The sequence below is a fragment of the Gardnerella sp. KA00255 genome, from assembly GCF_049244095.1.
Taxonomy (GTDB): Bacteria; Actinomycetota; Actinomycetes; order Actinomycetales; family Bifidobacteriaceae; genus Bifidobacterium; species Bifidobacterium vaginale_F.
The window spans coordinates 1,586,320-1,604,445 of record NZ_CP058374.1 but is presented as its reverse complement, the minus strand read 5'-3'; the positions used below and the strand labels follow the sequence as shown (position 1 = coordinate 1,604,445).

Genomic DNA, 18,126 nt, shown 5'->3' with positions numbered 1-18,126 from the left:
CAACTTTTATGAATGTAGCCAAAATAATAATTTGCTAATTAAATCAAATGAATAATATTTCTAATTAGCATAAGTCCAAAATACAAAACAATAAACGCTGTATCAAAACTTATGCGCCCCATATTCATAGGCGGAATATAGCGCCGTAAGAATTTTAATGGCGGTTCAGTCAGCTTATAAATAACGCGGATAATAATTCTTAACACGCCATTAGGCCTGAAAGATGGGAAAAACACATGTGCCCAATCAGCAATAACTCGCAAGAAAAGTATTGTCATATAGGCGTCAATAAGCAAAGATAACGCAAGTATCACAAAGAACAACAAAATTTTAATCATACTGTCTAAATAAACTCCATCACTATTCGCGGTCTTTAATTATATACATAAAAGCAATACTTAAAATAAAAAGGCAATGAATTCATATAAAAACATTGCCTTTTATAAAATCAATATTAAATTGTGCAATCAAATCTTCACGTAATTAACGCAATTCTTCAATAGCCTAGTCAATAAATAAACTAGTCAGCAAATAAATCTCTGGCAGAATTACTCTTCGGAGTGCTTTCAACCTTAATATTTACTTGAGCTGGGCTTAGCAAGAATACTCTAGGTGTTACTCGCTCAATCGAACCACCAACACCAAAGACTACGCCAGCAGAAAAATCAACAATACGATACGCAACAGCTTCAGAAACCCCAGTTAGATTTAAAACAACAGGAGTGCCATCTCGCAATGCGCGACCAACCATTTGAGCATCGTCATATGACTTCGGATGAATCGTAGTAATCCTGCTCATACGATTTGCGCTACCGACTCTAGGAGAAGAAAAATCCCTGCTACGAGAAGCATCATCACGCTGAATACCAGGAGCTACAGAATAATCGCTATCAAACGACCTATCTTGCTCATTAGATTCAATCGCATCGTCATCTTGTACATCTGACATACCCATGTACGACATTACGCGATTTACTAATCCAGCCATTGAACAACCCTCCTCAATTCACTTTCAGCGCAAGAAATCAGGAATATCCAACTCGTCTGGTTCCTCAACAGGTTGTACTGAAGGAGCAGGCGACTCATATTGACGCGCAGCAGGCTCTTCAAACATAGAAGGAGTGCTTGTTGCAGTTGGTGCAGCAGGTTTTGGTTCAGACTGTGTACGAGTTTTAGATGTTGACTGAGCTGGAGCAACATGCTCAACACCAGCTTGCATATCTACAAACTTACCAGATAAACCAGCATCATCCTTCTTAGAATGAGCGTCAAATCCTGCAGCAATAACAGTTACGCGCACTTCATCGCCATAAGCATCATCCAATGAAAGACCCCAAATAATCTGGGCTTCTGGATGAATAGCCTTACGTACAAGTTCAGTTGCAGCTGAAGCTTCTTGAAGTTTCAAATCACATGGACCAGCAATATTAATCAAAGCACCATGTGCACCTTCAATGCTTTCTTCAAGCAATGGAGAACTAATAGCAATTTCAGCAGCCTGTGTTGCGCGATCTTCACCCTTAGCAGCACCAATACCGAACAAAGCAGTACCAGCACCACGCAAGATAGCCGTAACATCAGAAAAATCAACGTGAATATACGAATTGGTAGAAATAATATCCGTAATTCCGCGTACACCGGAAAGTAAAGCTGTATCAGCTAACTTGAAAGCGTCGATGATTCCAATAGCGCGATCAGATACTTCCAACAAACGATCGTTAGGAATAACAATCAAAGCATCTACTTCTTTACGAAGATTTTCAATACCAAGATTTGCAGAAGCAGCACGCTGAGGACCTTCAAAGCTGAATGGACGAGTTACAACAGCAATGGTTAATGCACCTTGTTGATGTGCTGCACGAGCCACGAGAGGGCCAGCACCAGTACCTGTACCGCCGCCTTCGCCGCAGGTGACGAACACCATATCAGCACCCTTTAATGCCTCTTCGATATCTGATTGATGATCTTGAGCAGCCTTAGCACCCTTTTCAGGGTCAGCTCCAGCTCCAAGTCCTCTACTAGAAGCATCTGATAATGAAATCTTTACGTCAGCATCCGAGCGCATCAAATCTTTAGCATCTGTATTTATAGCTACAAACTCTACATTCTGTAAGCCCTCGGTGATCATTCGGTTGACGGCATTACCGCCGCCACCACCGACGCCGACTACCTTAATGATGGTTTTGTCGTTGAAATTGTCAGTCTGGGCAATCTCGCTCACCGTTGTCTCCTGTCACTCAAGCACGTTTACGCAATACTTTAGCGCAAAACGCTCGATAATGGCGACTTTTTACTAATAAAAACTTAAAAAAATCGTCTGGTACGATAATACACCTGACTATACGCAAATTATTATCGTGTTTTTCTTAATAAAAGTTTATATAAATAAACAAAAGTTTAGAGTCGTTTAAACTATGAATAAAACCCTAGAAAACACTACTAAAACTTAATAACTAGCATCCATAGGATCATCGCCAAAAAGCGCTTCACGTTCTTCGTGAGACGTTTTACGCGAATACAACCAGCCATAAGGCAAGTGAACTTTCTTTGCGAAACGGACTCTACCTCGCGGCGTGTCTAAAATACGCTCAGGCAATCTTAAAGACCCGTCCAAAGCATCAATATTTCGTTGCACGTCATCAATTGACTCGCATTCCATAAACGCTTTACGAGTACCGCCACCAACAGGGAAACCCTTTAAATACCAAGCAACATGCTTACGCAAATCATGAACAGCCATACGCTCGTCACCATCATAAAACTCAACTAAAAGTCTCAAGTGACGCAAAATAACGGAACCAACTTCTGCCAAAGTAGGATTCACACGATTATCGCTACCTTCGCAAGCATTGCGAATATCAGCAAACAACCACGGGCGACCTTGGCATCCTCGACCGATAGCAACACCAGCGCAACCAGTTTCTTTAAACATTGCGAGCGCATCTTCCGCACCCCAAATATCACCATTGCCAAAAACGGGAATATTCAGCGCCTCTACAAGCTCCCCAATACGCTGCCAATCTGAATGACCACCGTAATATTCTGCAGTTGTGCGAGCGTGTAAAGTTACAGCAGCGCATCCTTCTTCTTGCGCAATATGACCAGCTTGAATAAAAGTTTCATGACTTTCGTCAATACCAACACGGAATTTAGCTGTAACAGGGATTCCTGCTGGATCACAAACAGAAACAACGCGATGCAAAATTTCTTGCAACAAATCTGTTTTCCAAGGAAGAGCAGAACCGCCGCCGCGCCTTGTAACTTTTGGAACTGGGCAGCCGAAGTTTAAGTCAACGTGATCAGCCATGTTTTCGTCAACAACAATTCGAGCTGCTTGCTCTACAATAGAAGGATTTACACCATAAAGTTGCAAGGAGCGCACTTTTTCACTAGGCGCAAAACGGCATAAACGCAATGCTTTTGGATTTCTTGCAACTAATGCACGAGATGTGATCATTTCTGCTACGTAAAGCCCGTCAGGACCATATTCGCGGCAGATTACTCGAAAAGGCCAGTTAGTGATTCCGGCCATCGGAGACAAAACAACAGGAGTTGCAATATGAACTTTCCCTAAATCCACTGGTTTTATAGAAAAATTCATATTGCTTTAACTCCGTTCACTTTAATAATAATTTTGCTTGCTAATGCTTAAGCGATACTCAAGAGATACTCAAGAGATACTCAAGATATCTTTAATCGATAAAGCGCGTATTAGTACAATCCGCCAGCAGTCGCGATTTGCACAGGCTTAGACTCGTCTTCGCCTGCTTCTTTAGCGATATCCACAGCACCATCAGCAGCGCGAGTACCAACGATTTCAACAGGACCTTGCGGATACTTAACGCGCTTTTCGTTAATGCGGCTAGCAATGTAATCTGCAACCTTATCCAAAGAAACGCGCTCCTGCTGCATAGTGTCGCGCTCGCGGATTGTAACAGCATGATCTTCCAAAGTATCGAAATCAACTGTTACGCACAAAGGAGTACCAATCTCATCTTCACGACGGTAGCGGCGACCAATAGCACCAGCTTCATCGTAATCAATAACCCAATCATGCTGGCGCAAATCTGCAGCCAAATCTTGAGCAACGGCTTGCAATTCTGGCTTCTTGCTCAAAGGCAAAACTGCAGCTTTAACAGGAGCCAAACGAGGGTCAAGTCGAAGAACAGTGCGCTTGTCAACTCCGCCCTTAGTATTTGGAGCTTCGTCAACGTCGTACGCATCAACCAAGAATGCCATAAGCGAGCGCGTAAGGCCAGCAGCAGGCTCAATAACGTAAGGAACATACTTTTCGCCAGTAGCCTGATTAAAGTAGCTCAGATCCTCGCCGGAATGCTTAGAGTGAGCAGACAAATCGTAATCGGTACGGTTTGCAATACCTTCAAGCTCTCCCCAATCCGAACCTTGGAAGCCGAATTTGTATTCAATATCGACGGTTCGCTTGGAATAATGGCTGAGCTTTTCCTTAGGATGCTCATACATACGCAAGTTTTCTGGCTTAACACCCAAATCCACATACCAACGCACGCGAGTATCAATCCAATACTGATGCCAAGATTCGTCGGTTCCAGGCTCTACGAAGAACTCCATTTCCATCTGCTCAAATTCGCGAGTGCGGAAGATGAAGTTTCCAGGCGTAATTTCGTTACGGAAAGACTTACCAATATTTGCAATACCGAAAGGTGGCTTTTGACGAGTAGAAGTCATAACGTTCTTAAAGTCCACGAAAATGCCCTGAGCTGTTTCTGGACGCAAATAATGCAAGCTGTTTTCGTCTTCAACCGGTCCTAAATGAGTGCGAAGCATCATATTGAAGTCGCGCGGCTCAGTCCAGTTTCCACGAGTACCGCAATCTGGGCAAACAATATCTTTTAAGCCATTTTCTGGCATTTTGTCGCCGTGCTTTTCAGCATAAGATTCTTCCAACTTATCTGCACGATGACGCTTATGGCAATTCAAGCACTCAATCAAAGGATCGTTAAACACGGAAACGTGACCGGAAGCAACCCATACTTGCGAAGGCAAAATAACGGAAGTATCCACGCCAACAACATCTCCACGCGTGGTAACCATGTAACGCCACCATTCGCGCTTGATATTATCCTTCAACGCAACGCCCAACGGACCGTAATCCCACGCAGAGCGCGTGCCACCGTAAATTTCGCCGGCCGGGAACACAAAACCTCGACGCTTAGCCAAGGACACGACTTCATCAAGCTTTGAAACAGCCACAATACACCTTTTCATGATCTTTAAGAATTTGTTTAAAAACGTTGCTTATTATAGAAAAACCCTGTGACGCTAGACGAATATAAATAAAACTACACTTATTTGCAAACGCGCTCTGCTGTTAGTTATGCATAGAAAAGAATTTAGATGGTAAGAAAATCATAAGAAGCGGAAGAACAACAACACCATAAATCCATATTCGTCCAGCGTTTTGAGAAAGCCATGGAAGCTGCGCATAAAATCCAACAGGAACAAGCACATCATTGCCAATAATTCTCAAAGCCATAATCCAGACAACAGCGCTTGAGCATATAACGTGCAACAACAATCCAAGTATGCCAGTTCTAGAACGCGCGCACCAAGTAGAAATAAGAATTAAAAGAAATGCTACAACTAATCCAATTGGCATATTGCTAGCAGCACCAACTCTATGAGCAAAAGTGCCGATTAATCCGCATAAAATAGCCGAAACAAACGTAACCACATACCTGCCCCACACTGGAAGATTATGCGACCACGGTTTTTCTTTCATAATACGCCTCACAAAATAAAAGTTATAAAAGAGTATACAAAATTTCTATAAATTCCCTATAAAATATCTATAAATTATAAAACAATCATGAAAAATAAGCTACGCGTAACTTATGCACATTTAACATACATAAATTACGCGTAACTTAGAAAATTTATTTAAAACGCGTCACGCAGCATTGTTTTGACGACGCTGCTTAGCACGCCACTTATACCATTCGTCGCGGCTCAAAATAATCTTGCGCACGCGAATAGATTCTGGCGTAACTTCCACGCACTCGTCTTCGTTAGCGAAGTCAAGAGACTCTTCCAAGCTCATCTTGATTGGTGGAGTCAAAGTTTCAAGCACATCAGCGGTTGAAGAACGCATGTTAGTCATATGCTTAGCAAGCGTAATATTCACATCCAACTCATCTGGCTTGTTGTTAATACCAACGATTTGACCTTCGTAAACTGGACTTTGCGGATCAACGAAGAAGATACCGCGAGCTTGCAAACGCTGCATAGCGTAAGGAGTTGCAACACCCTTACGATCGCAAACCATAGAACCGTTTTGACGAGTTACAATCTGACCAGCCCATGGAGCATATCCGGCAGAAATAGAGCTTGCGATACCAGTTCCGCGAGTAGCAGAAAGCAAAGCTGTGCGGAAACCAATAAGACCACGAGAAGGAACAGTAAATTGCAAACGAACCCAACCGGAACCGTGGTTGCTCATAGAATCCATGCGACCTTTACGATCAGCCATAAGCTGAGTGACAGTACCCATGTACTCTTCTGGAACGTCAATCGTAGTGCTTTCCATAGGTTCGTTAATCTGACCATCAATAGTCTTAGTAACAACCTGAGGACGACCAACAGTAAGCTCGTAGCCTTCGCGACGCATTTGCTCAGCCAAAACAGCCAAAGCAAGCTCGCCACGACCCTGAACTTCCCAAGTATCTGGGCGATCAGTTGGAAGAACCTTAATGGACACGTTACCAATAAGCTCGCGATCCAAACGATCCTTAATCATACGAGCAGTAAGCTTATGATCCTTGCCTTCAGTTCCAGCAAGAGGAGAATCGTTTACGCCGAAAGTCATGGAAATTGCAGGATCGTCAACGTGAATTAATGGAAGTGGCTTTGGATCATTCTGGTCAACAATCGTTTCGCCAATCATAATATCGTTCACGCCAGCAACAGCCACAATGTCACCAGGACCTGCAGAAGCTACAGGAGTGCGCTCCAAACCTTGAGTGCGAAGAAGCTCAGAAACGCGGAAGTTTTCAATAGATCCGTCAACACGAGAAAGACCGTAAGTCTTACCCTTTTCCAAAGTACCGTTGTAAATTCGCACTAAACCAAGACGGCCCAAGAAGTCAGAGGAATCAATGTTTGCAACATGAGCCTGAAGAGGAGCGCCTTCATCGTATTCAGGAGCTGGAATGTTGGAAATAATAGAGTCAAAAAGTGGCTCCAAATTATCGTTATCTGGAAGAGCACCATTTGCAGGCCTATTAACAGAAGCGTATCCAGCTTTAGCAGCGCAATAAATCACTGGCAAATCAAGCAAAGCGTCGAGATCGAGGTCAATACCTTCCTCAACAACGTCCTGAGCTAAGCCAAGAAGCAAATCTGTTGACTCACCAACAACTTCTTCAATACGAGCGTCTGGACGATCGACTTTGTTTACGCACAAAATCACAGGAAGCTTAGATTCCAAAGCTTTACGAAGCACGAAACGAGTTTGTGGAAGAGGGCCTTCAGAAGCATCGACCAACAAAACAACGCCGTCAACCATAGAAATACCGCGCTCAACTTCTCCGCCGAAATCAGCGTGCCCTGGAGTATCAATCACGTTAATAGTGATACCTTCTGGATGACCATACTTTTCAGCCAATGGGCCAGTGTATTGCACAGCAGTGTTCTTAGCAAGAATAGTAATGCCCTTTTCGCGTTCCAAATCGTTGGAATCCATAACGCGATCTGGAACTTCTTCACGCTCAGAAAATACGTGCGACTGCTGAAGCATAGCGTTTACCAGAGTGGTCTTACCGTGGTCGACGTGCGCCACAATTGCCACATTTCGAATATCACCGCGAACAGTCATCACAAACCTCTTCCATTCTTCGCGTATTAAGCGTTTTACATTTCCTAAATAAGCATGCAAATACTATTATTACGACTATAAATTGCATAAAACTTGACATTGTGCCAAACCGCACCGATTTTACTCGATGTTAAAGACAGTTATATACACGCTAATAATCTAATAAATCTAATAAGTATTTTTAAAATAAATTGCTCACAAATCGCATGCAATTTTCTACTATTATTAGAAAAACTAAACTAAAAAACTAAGCCACAAACTAAATTACAGACTAAGACACAAACTAAGCCACGACGCCCTTAGATATAAGCTCTCTAGCAACTTCGCGATATTCCTTAGCTGTTTTATGCTCAGGAGCAAAAATCGTGATTGGCACAGCAGCAACAGTTGAATCAGGAAGCTTAATAGAACGAGAAATCACAGAGTGAAGAACACGACCTTGGAAAGCTTCATAAATGCGTTGCAATACTTCTTCACTGTGGAGAGTGCGAGTATACATTGTCACAAGCACGCCAAAAACTTCCAAGTTTGGATTAATGCGCGATTGGACTTTTTCAATTGATTGCATAAGCAAAGCAACACCACGAAGCGCAAAGAATTCAGCAGCAACAGGAATAATCACGCCGTCCGCAGCAGTAAGAGCATTAACTGTCAGCAAACCTAGTGAAGGCTGGCAATCAATAATAATCACATCATATTCATTACGAATCTTATGCAAAACACCAGCTAAAATTTGCTCACGACCGACTTCAGTAACCAATTGCACTTCCGCAGCAGAAAGGTCAATATTGGCAGGCATTACATCTATATTTTCAGTTGCAGTATGACGAATTACATCATGAACATCAACTGACGAGTCAAAAAGCGCTGTGTAAACAGTATTGTCAAGAGCATTAGCGTTAATACCAAGTCCAACAGTTGCAGCACCTTGAGGATCAAAATCAACTATTAAAACTTTACGACCATACTGACTTAATGCACCAGCGATATTGATAGAGCTTGTTGTCTTACCAACACCACCTTTTTGATTGCACATAGCAATAACACGCGCAGGTCCATGAGAATTCAATGGTTCCGGCGCACAAAAAGTTTCATATTCACGTCCAAGTAAATCAGTAGGCATGTCTCCAATGCTATCAATAGGTATGCTCACGAAACTCTGTACACAGAAAATTATTTCGCTCTTGGATGAGACATTACATAAGCTTCAATTAAAGCGTCTGGACTAATATGTGTGTAAATTTGCGTAGTAGTAACAGATGCATGCCCCAAAATTTCCTGAACAGTACGAACATCCGCTCCTCCAGCTATAAGATGCGTAGCAAAAGAATGTCTTAAAGTGTGCGGATGTAAAGATTGCGAAACACCAGCTTTTTTGCCCGCTTCCGCTATAACTGCCCAAGCGGATTGCCTAGATAATGCATTCCCTCGTTTATTTAAAAATATAAACGGCAACTCTCGCTTACCTCGAGAAGATAATATTGGACGAGCATGTTGAAGATATTTTTTCAACGCTCTGATAGCACAACCTCCAAGAGGAACTAAACGTTGTTTAGAACCTTTGCCAGTAAGTTTTACTACTGACTCCTCTAAATCAAAATCCTCAAATTTTACACTAACAGCTTCAGAAATACGCGCTCCTGTTGCATATAAAAACTCTAGTAATGCGCTATCTCTTAAAGAAATTTCATCATCTGAACCAAAATTTCCAGCCGCTTCAATAACTTTGTTCACCTCATCGATGCTAAGAACATCTGGCAAATGTTCTGGCTGCTTAGGAGCTTTTATAGATGAAGAAACATCACTAGTTACATCTCCATGAGCAAGCATAAAACGATGCCACTCATGGATACTTGCTAATCTGCGAGCAACTGTTCGCGCTCCAAGTCCGCAATCACGGGATTCACTAATATAAGCGTCAATATCTTTATATGAAATATCTGAAATACTACGAATATTGCGATTCTTACTAAGCCATAAAACATAATTATTTAAATCAGACTTATATGCTGACACGGTTCTTGCGGAAAGACCACGCTCAATATCAATATGCGCAATAAAACGTTGAATTAAAGGCGCGAAATTTTCGTAAGACTTAGTACAAGACTTACTTGCATCGTAAGAACTACTTGTATCACAAGAGTTATCGTAAGACTGATTAAAAGACTTATCGTAAGAACTACTCATATCGTAAGACTCAGGATCCGAATTCATAGATTAATTATAGGATTACTCCCCCAAACAAGTGTTATTCCGGACTATAGGACAAAATAAAAAGCCCGCCATAAAAAATGACGAGCTAAAAGGAGAAGAAATCTTAGATTTATTATACTCGAAAATTCATGAGCACGCAACAATTAACATAATTAATATTAAATAATTACTATTGCATGCTCATTATTAAACGAGAAAAATCAAATCAAGCTTCAACAGGTGCATTCACATCGGCTGGCAAAGCAGCTTTAGCAGCATCGACAACAGCCTTGAAAGCTTCGATATCGGAAACAGCAAGCTCAGCGAGAGCACGACGATCCAATTCGATACCTGCTAAACGCAAGCCCTGGATGAAGCGATTGTAAGTGATGCCTTCAGCGCGGACAGCAGCATTAATGCGCTGGATCCACAACTTGCGGAAGTCACCCTTACGAGCCTTGCGGTCACGGAAGTTATAAGTAAATGAGTGGAGCAGCTGTTCCTTTGCCTTACGATAAAGACGGGAGCGCTGACCGCGATAGCCAGAAGCCCTATCAAGAACAACGCGACGCTTCTTGTGAGCATTCACTGCGCGTTTTACTCGTGCCATAAGTATTCCTCTTTCTTAAAAATTCTTTATGCGTCTTTTTATAAGCTGTATAAGTAATGCTTACTTAGCGAGTAAGCCCTTGAGCTTCTTGCTCTGTGCTGGAGCCAAAACCTTATCTTCAGACAAGGCACGACGCTTACGAGCAGACTTATGCTCCAAGTTGTGGCGCATTGCGCTACCATCGTGCATTACTTTACCGGTGCCGGTAAGGCGAACGCGCTTGGAAGCTGCGGAATTAGTTTTCATCTTCGGCATTGCTGCCCTCCTTGTGATGTTGATCGGATTGCGCGGAATTTACTGCAGCCGCGGCCTGGGCTTGGATTTCCTGCTTAGCTGCAAGACGTGCGGCCTGACGAGCTTGACGTTCAGCACGTGACTCTGCGCCACGACGACGCTGCTCGGACTGTGTGTGAACCTTCTTGCCTTTAGGCGCAAGAGTCATAACAATATTACGAAGTTCTTGCTTTGGTGCAAACTCAACGGTTCCACTTTCTGAAACCTCATCTGCCAGCCTACGTAACAGTTCCACGCCGCCAATCGGACGAGATTGTTCGCGGCCACGCAGCATGATAGTAACCTTTACCTTATCTCCGCCATTCAAGAAACGAAGCACATGGCTTTTCTTGACTTCAAAATCATGATCATCAATCTTGAGACGGAAACGAATTTCCTTAATCTCAGCTGTGGTCTGATTTCGACGCGCCTCACGAGCCTTAATCTTCTCGTTATACTTGTACTTTCCGTAGTCAATAAGCTTGGCTACAGGAGGCTTAGCGGTAGGTGCAACCTCGACGAGATCGAGATTTGCTTCCCTTGCCAGGTTTAACGCGACTGAGGTCGCAATAACCCCAACCTGCTCGCCTTTCGGACCGATAAGACGTACCTGGGGAACGCGAATCTCATCGTTAATGCGTGGTTCGTCGCTAATGATGACTCCAATCCTTATAAATCTAGTGAGATGCAAACCAAGGAGTCATAGCAGATTCATACTCAATCGCACAATTGCATAACAACACATTTATCTTATGCAATATACTCATAGTGAAATGCATAAATAGCAACACTATGTGACCGAAGTCATGAACCCGAAACCGCTACGGCTTCCAGGTGGGGAATCCCACTTTCTTGATTACTCAAGCCGAATATCTATTTTACAGATAGCCCAGACAAATCTATATATACAGAAATAACAGAAAATTTATACAGAAATATATACGATTAAAACATTAAAAATACTGTAATATTGTTAGCACACACTAACAATTGTACAAGGATGTAACATAAAAGTCACAATAAAATGCAAAACAACGCTTGAGCTACGTATTAAACGCTGTACACTATGAACGCATGGAACCTTTACAACGTTGCGTAGTATTAGCAGCAGGCGATTACTACGATCACACTCGCGAACAAATACCAGACCGCGCTTTAACAATTGCAGCAGATGGAGGCTGGGATCACGCTTGTAGACTTGGATTACACGTAGATGCTCTTATCGGAGACTTTGATTCAGTAAGACTTAAGCTCCCAAACGATGCAATTATTACGCGTTTACCTTCACAAAAAGATGATCCAGATTTACTTTCTGCGCTTAAAGTTGGCTGGTCTAAAGGCGCTAGAGAATTCCATATTTTCGGAGGTTTAGGCGGCAGAGTTGACCATACTATTTCAAATATCCAATTGATGGTTCGTTTAGCTGTTCGCGGAGGAATAGGATTCTTATACGGAGACGGAACTATTGTAACGGCGATTCATAATGGTTCTCTTGACTTCCCTGCTTCTAGTAGCTCTGAAGAAAGAATGTTATCCGTATTTTCTCACACTCCTGTTTCGTATGACGTTAATGAAACTGGCTTAAAGTATCAACTTCAACATGCACAAATGTTTGGTGACGCAGTTCAAGGTTTAAGCAACGAGTTACTTAATGACATTCCAGCTCATGTCGACGTTCATGAAGGCACGATTATTGTTACGTTCCCAATTAACGCACCTTTGCCTCAAGTAAAGTGGTTTAAGAGGCCAAGTGGAGATTTAGGATCAATAAGCACGTCTGTGTCGGAAGCTCTAGCTACTCCTCTTGAAAGCGAAGAAGATCCTACTGATTCAACTACAGCTGCAGCTAATTCGATTAACAAAAACTAGTTTATTTGACTAGAAAAACGGCAAATCGAACATAAATTAATCAAAAACTGCACAAAAACGCTCACAAAAATAAGTAGTTGCAACCAGTTTTCTCTCGCTTTCAAACAGAATATTTATATAACAGAAAGCTAGAAGTGTAGTACATACCGCCATTTAGAATGAACACGTTAGTTCAATATATCGAAGGCCTTGGCGTGCCTTGTAAATAGCGAGAAAACTCGTGTAATTACGCGCATTAAGAGGTCTTACTCAAGGGAGAATTACATGACAGTCAAGATTGGTATTAACGGCTTTGGTCGTATCGGTCGTTTAGCATTCCGCCGCATTTTTGAGCTTCAGGCTCGTGGCGGTCAGGCAGGTGACATCGAAGTCGCAGCCATCAATGATTTGACCACTCCTTCAATGCTTGCATACTTGTTGAAGTACGACAGCACTCATGGCACGTTCCGTCACGATGACGGCACTCCTGTTGAGGTGACTTCCACCGAAGACGCGATTGTCGTAGACGGCAAGACTTACAAGGTCTACGCTGAAAAAGACGCAAACAACATTCCATGGGTTAAGAATGATGGCGTTGAGTTCGTACTCGAGTGCACTGGCTTCTACACTTCTGCTGAGAAGTCTCAGGCTCATTTGAATGCTGGCGCAAAGAAGGTTCTCATCTCCGCTCCTGCTAAGGATGAAACCACTCCAACAGTTGTGTTCGGCGTTAACCACGAAATCTTGAAGCCAACCGACAACATTGTGTCCGCTGGTTCTTGCACCACTAACTCCATGGCTGCAATGGTTAAGCTTTTGCAGGATAACTGGGGCATTAAGTCCGGCTTCATGACCACCATCCACGCTTACACTGGCACCCAGATGATTCTTGATGGCCCACGCGGTTCCAAGCCACGCAACAACCGTTCTGCAGCTTGCAACACAATCGAGCACTCCACCGGTGCTGCTAAGGCAATCGGCAAGGTTGTTCCAGAAGTTAACGGCAAGCTCCAGGGTCATGCACAGCGTATTCAGGTTCCAGATGGATCTGTTACCGAGTTGACAACCGTTCTTGAGAAGCCAGCTACTACTGAAGAAATCAACGAAGCATTCAAGAAGGCTTTCGAGAATTGCGAGTACTTCGGTTACAATGCTGACAGCATCGTATCTTCTGACATCATCGGCGACACCCACGGTGGCGTTTTCGATCCAACTCAGACCGATGTCAACACTATTGACGGCGTAACTTTGGCTCGTACCGTTACCTTCTACGATAACGAGTATGGCTTCACAGCTAACATGATTCGCACCTTGCTTTACTTCGCAGAAATCTCCGAGTAATTTCGCCGAGTATCGCTAAGTATCAATCAGCAATAGCTGTTTGAGCGAATATTTAATCTATTAAAACCCCTTGTGTGACTTAGTAAAGCGACGCAAGGGGTTTTGTTATGCATTAGTCGATATACCATATCATGTAACACAATTTGACAGTTAAATATAAGGCATGGTAACAAAATGAGCAAAAAGCATGCAGAAACCGGAAAATCAACCCCAGCAATCGCGCAATTAGAAAAAGCTGGCGTGACATTTCGAGTAGTCGAATACGAGCATGATGCAGATCATATGGAAGACGGATATGGTTTAGAAGCTTCTGAAAAACTCGGTGTAAGCGCAGAACAAGTATGCAAAACTCTTATGGTAGACACAGGAGAAAAGCGCGTAATTGGAATTGTTCCTGTTAATGGTCGTCTTAGCATGAAATCAATCGCCAGCGCAGTTCATGCAAAGAAAGCTAGTATGACAAGTCCAGAAGTTGCCCAGCGCGAAAGCGGCTATGTAGTTGGGGGAATTTCCCCGTTCGGACAGCGCACGCATCATGAAACAGTTTTAGATAGCAGCGTTATGAAGTTTGACGAAATACTAGTTTCAGGCGGAAAGCGCGGACTTGACGTAGTTCTTAGCCCTAAAGATATCGTTAGCATATTGAATGCGACTGTTGCAGACATAGCAGCATAATCTACGAAATTGCTCTACTCTCGTATAGTTCAATCAAACGACACTTAGCACTCAGTAGTACATTACATAGGCGTTTATTTACCAAACCTGCTTTGCTACCAGTTAGGCAGAGATTTAAGATTTTTCGCCCAGAGCGAAATGAACCTCAGCACGAAGTGGTGATTCATTGAGCGAAGAAGAAAAATTGAAAAATCTCGGTGATTAACCGAAGATTAAAAGACTAAACATGCCAAGAGCTGTCGGAGTTTCTCTTAGAGCAATGTAAAAATCTTGCGATGAGAGAAACTCCGACAACTCAGCACCATCAGACAGGAAAAACTTGCAAATGCAAATCGTCGCTAAACGTCTTGACGACGTGCGATAATCCCTAAGGTTATGCTTTTAATCGTTAAGGAGTTTATTATGGGCATGCGTGGACGTAAGCGCAAGGCGCGTCGTAAAAAAGCAGCAAATCACGGCAAAAGACCAAATGCTTAAGCTGTAATTTTGCTTAATAATGCTATACCCACGAATTTTCTCGTGGGTTTTTTATTATCCACTATTATTCCCTACTATTACTTACTATCCACTATCATTCACTGCTATTCCCTACTATTTATGGGTCTGTAGCGCATTCTAGGATTAATAACATGGCGGACAACATCGAATCATTGCTAGAAAATTTAGAAGAAGCACAGACGCAATCTGGCAATACTACTTTATCTAAATCGTGGTTTTTAGGATTTGACACTGAAACTACAGGCGCAGACACTAAAAATGACTGTATTGTTTCAGCAACACTAGTGCTACGAAATCCTATTCTTGGACACGCTGGTGATGTTATTGCAACATGGCTTGTTAACCCTCATCATCCTATGAATCCTCAAGCAAGTGCTGTTAACGGTTTCAGTGACGAATACTTGCAAGAAAATGGCGGAGAACCAGTGGAAGAAATTGAGCTTCTCGCAAAGGCTGTGAGCATAGCTCAATCAAAAAACATTCCGCTTTTAGCCTACAATGCTCCTTTTGACGTATCTATGCTTCGCCATGACATAAAGCGATGGGATCTTGAACCTTTGGAAAATCGCGAAAAAAGTAGCATTAACAATGGCGACATACTTGTTGTAGATCCACTTGTTATCGATCGCGCATTGAGCTGGAGAAAAGGAAAACGAACTTTAACTGCAACAACACAATTCTACGGAGTGGAACCTATAGGGAACTTCCACGACGCTACGGCAGATACAGTTGCAGCAGTTGACTTAATGCAACCTCTTTGCAAAACTTACGATATCGTAGCAAATATGACTTTGGATAAGCTTATGGATTACCAACGCGCAGAATACGCAAAATGGGCGAAATCTTTTAACTTATGGTTACAGTCAAAAGGTGGAAAACCTACTTCTGAGTCATGGTTATAACGTATTAAATTTTATATTTTTAGCAAGGGATAATACTTATGAAACGTTCGAATTTAACTTTGGAAAAAGCAAGCGATATCTTGCAAGATAATTTCTTACTTCGCGAGATTATTCAACGCCATCCAAACGTAACACCGGAGGATGTTGAAAAAGATCCGACTTACTCAAAAGTTGAGACTTGGTCTACAAATCCTAAAGATTTCCCAGATTTTAAAAAGCCTTTTAATCATGCAACATACGATACTCGTGATATTAAGCCTGGAACGTTGCTTTTTATTAAAGGAAATTTCAAAGAAGAATATCTTGCTGATGCGGATAAACTAGGCTTAAAAGCTTATGTTGCAGAACGTAGTTATTCTAATTGCACTAACGCGATTGGCTTAATCGTAACAGACGTTCGAGAAGCTATGAGCATACTTTCAGCAGAATATTTTGGCAATCCTCAAGAAAAACTTAAGATTGTTGGAATCACTGGAACAAAAGGTAAAACAACTACTGCTTACTTTACGCATCAGATTTTAAATACGCATTCTAAGGGAAAAGCTGCACTGTTTTCTTCTGTAGACAATTGTTTAGATGGCAAAACTTATGTTGAATCTGATTTGACTACTCCGGAAAGCTTTGACTCTTTCAAAATGATGCGCGAAGCTGTAAATAACGGCATGAAATACTTAGTTATGGAAGTATCTTCGCAAGCTTATAAAATAAAACGCGTATCTAATATTAACTTTGACGTTGCAGCATTCTTAAATATTAGCCCGGATCATATAAGCCCAATAGAACATCCAACTTTTGAAGATTACTTCTATTGCAAACGTCAGATTGTTGAAAATACGAAAAACTTAGTATTAGGTTCGGAAATTAATCACGGTGATTTAATTGTTCAGAACGCTAATGAGTGCGATGTCAATATATTATCGTTTGCGAGAATAAACAAGGATGAGCTTAAAAATAATCCTTGCGATTCTAACAACTGCGACTTGTGTAAAAAATATCATAATTCATATGATTCAAGAAGGTATCCTGAATTAGCGCATCCATTCTATATTGCTATCCCATCTAAAGTAGATAACGAAGCATATGAAATTATGAAGATGGATCTTACGGACGAATACTTGGAAAGAATTTCAAGTATGAGTGTAACCAGGGGCGTTTTCGACAATCCTCCTTACAAATCTATTGGAGAGTTCAAGCTTTCGATTGCCGGCGATTTTAACTACGATAATGCTATGGCTGCTCTTGCTATTGCGAACATGCTTAACATTGATGAAGACAATGATGAGAAAGCTTTAAGGGCTATTGAAGAAGTTAAGATTCCTGGAAGAATGGAAATTTTTGAAGATAGTAAATCTAACACAATTGCAATAGTTGATTACGCTCATAACTACATTTCTGTAAAATCTATTCTTGACTTTGTTAACGAGCGATATGGTGATAAAAATCCTCGTATTACGCTTATAGCCGGTTCAGCAGGAAATAAAGCATACGATCGCAGAAAAGAAATCGTAGAAGCTGCACAAGATAGAATTAAGCAGTTTATTTTCACTATTGAAGATACTAATACTGAAGATCCAATGGATATTTGTGAGTCTATGAAAGGCTATATAACTAATCAGAATGTGGAATCTAGTATTATTATCGATCGAGATGAGGCGATTGAGTCTTGTATTTCTGACGTGAGAAAACGTTATGAGGAAAATAACGATCAGCTTAATATCATTCTTATCATCGGAAAAGGCGACGAGAAATGGATTAAGCGATTAAATAAACATGTGCCTTACGAGGGAGATTCGTTTATTGTTAAGCGAGTTTTTGAGATAGATTAAACTGAGGTTTTAATTTAAAGGTTAACTGTGTTTAAAAGTTAATTGTAGCTGTGTTTAAAGGTTAACTGTGTTTAAAAGTTAGCTGTCACAAGGTCAGAAAGTTAAAAA

Annotated in this window: 18 protein-coding genes; 6 read left to right on the top strand and 12 right to left on the bottom strand. The window is 41.8% G+C overall.

What is annotated here, in order from left to right; all coding sequences use genetic code 11:
* Positions 1-38 precede the first annotated feature (38 nt).
* The 12 genes from HXT51_RS06295 to infC form a co-directional block, all read right to left on the bottom strand.
* On the bottom strand, positions 39-338 hold the full coding sequence (locus HXT51_RS06295) for a YggT family protein (RefSeq protein WP_103084771.1): 300 nt from the start codon (positions 336-338) through the stop codon (positions 39-41).
* 182 nt (positions 339-520) lie between these two features.
* Positions 521-988, bottom strand: coding sequence for a cell division protein SepF (locus tag HXT51_RS06290; RefSeq protein WP_103084770.1), 468 nt, complete (start codon positions 986-988; stop codon positions 521-523).
* 24 nt (positions 989-1,012) lie between these two features.
* A complete protein-coding gene (ftsZ, locus tag HXT51_RS06285; RefSeq protein ID WP_421776451.1) occupies positions 1,013-2,221 on the bottom strand; it encodes a cell division protein FtsZ in 1,209 nt (402 codons plus the stop codon).
* A 225-nt stretch (positions 2,222-2,446) separates the two neighbouring features.
* Positions 2,447-3,601: a tRNA dihydrouridine synthase DusB gene (gene dusB / locus HXT51_RS06280; protein WP_421776450.1), complete on the bottom strand. Its 1,155-nt coding sequence runs from the start codon at positions 3,599-3,601 to the stop codon at positions 2,447-2,449.
* A gap of 110 nt (positions 3,602-3,711) precedes the next feature.
* Positions 3,712-5,232 (bottom strand): glycine--tRNA ligase, encoded by a 1,521-nt coding sequence (locus HXT51_RS06275; RefSeq protein WP_421776449.1) that lies wholly within the window; start codon positions 5,230-5,232, stop codon positions 3,712-3,714.
* A 118-nt stretch (positions 5,233-5,350) separates the two neighbouring features.
* Entirely contained in the window at positions 5,351-5,761 is a 411-nt protein-coding gene (locus tag HXT51_RS06270; protein ID WP_258004248.1) for an alcohol dehydrogenase, read from the bottom strand.
* Positions 5,762-5,929: 168 nt separating this feature from the next.
* Complete coding sequence (gene typA, locus HXT51_RS06265; protein WP_421776448.1) at positions 5,930-7,852, bottom strand: translational GTPase TypA; 1,923 nt, start codon at positions 7,850-7,852, stop codon at positions 5,930-5,932.
* A gap of 283 nt (positions 7,853-8,135) precedes the next feature.
* A complete protein-coding gene (locus tag HXT51_RS06260) occupies positions 8,136-8,975 on the bottom strand; it encodes a ParA family protein (protein ID WP_103084765.1) in 840 nt (279 codons plus the stop codon).
* Between the two features lie 50 nt (positions 8,976-9,025).
* Positions 9,026-10,039, bottom strand: coding sequence for a site-specific tyrosine recombinase XerD (xerD, locus tag HXT51_RS06255; protein ID WP_103084832.1), 1,014 nt, complete (start codon positions 10,037-10,039; stop codon positions 9,026-9,028).
* A gap of 232 nt (positions 10,040-10,271) precedes the next feature.
* On the bottom strand, positions 10,272-10,655 hold the full coding sequence (gene rplT, locus HXT51_RS06250) for a 50S ribosomal protein L20 (RefSeq protein ID WP_103084764.1): 384 nt from the start codon (positions 10,653-10,655) through the stop codon (positions 10,272-10,274).
* 60 nt (positions 10,656-10,715) lie between these two features.
* The gene (gene rpmI / locus HXT51_RS06245) at positions 10,716-10,910 is read right to left on the bottom strand and encodes a 50S ribosomal protein L35 (RefSeq protein ID WP_103084763.1); all 195 of its coding nucleotides are present in this window, start codon (positions 10,908-10,910) and stop codon (positions 10,716-10,718) included.
* Positions 10,891-11,601 (bottom strand): translation initiation factor IF-3, encoded by a 711-nt coding sequence (gene infC / locus HXT51_RS06240; protein ID WP_103084831.1) that lies wholly within the window; start codon positions 11,599-11,601, stop codon positions 10,891-10,893. Before infC ends, rpmI begins: the two co-directional genes overlap by 20 nt.
* 401 nt (positions 11,602-12,002) lie before the next feature.
* Here infC and HXT51_RS06235 point away from each other — a divergent pair, with 401 nt between their 5' ends.
* The 6 genes from HXT51_RS06235 (at position 12,003) to HXT51_RS06210 (ending at position 18,018) form a co-directional block, all read left to right on the top strand.
* Positions 12,003-12,797 (top strand): thiamine diphosphokinase, encoded by a 795-nt coding sequence (locus tag HXT51_RS06235; protein WP_421776447.1) that lies wholly within the window; start codon positions 12,003-12,005, stop codon positions 12,795-12,797.
* A gap of 264 nt (positions 12,798-13,061) precedes the next feature.
* Complete coding sequence (gene gap, locus HXT51_RS06230) at positions 13,062-14,117, top strand: type I glyceraldehyde-3-phosphate dehydrogenase (protein ID WP_415691841.1); 1,056 nt, start codon at positions 13,062-13,064, stop codon at positions 14,115-14,117.
* Between the two features lie 174 nt (positions 14,118-14,291).
* Complete coding sequence (gene ybaK, locus HXT51_RS06225; RefSeq protein WP_415691840.1) at positions 14,292-14,792, top strand: Cys-tRNA(Pro) deacylase; 501 nt, start codon at positions 14,292-14,294, stop codon at positions 14,790-14,792.
* A 402-nt stretch (positions 14,793-15,194) separates the two neighbouring features.
* Positions 15,195-15,269 (top strand): 50S ribosomal protein bL37, encoded by a 75-nt coding sequence (locus tag HXT51_RS06220; RefSeq protein WP_369803150.1) that lies wholly within the window; start codon positions 15,195-15,197, stop codon positions 15,267-15,269.
* 152 nt (positions 15,270-15,421) lie between these two features.
* Positions 15,422-16,192 carry an exonuclease domain-containing protein gene (locus HXT51_RS06215; RefSeq protein WP_421776446.1) on the top strand — a complete coding sequence of 257 codons (771 nt, stop codon included), beginning with the start codon at positions 15,422-15,424 and terminating at the stop codon, positions 16,190-16,192.
* 38 nt (positions 16,193-16,230) lie between these two features.
* Complete coding sequence (locus HXT51_RS06210) at positions 16,231-18,018, top strand: UDP-N-acetylmuramoyl-L-alanyl-D-glutamate--2,6-diaminopimelate ligase (RefSeq protein ID WP_421776445.1); 1,788 nt, start codon at positions 16,231-16,233, stop codon at positions 18,016-18,018.
* The last annotated feature ends 108 nt before the right edge of the window (positions 18,019-18,126 follow it).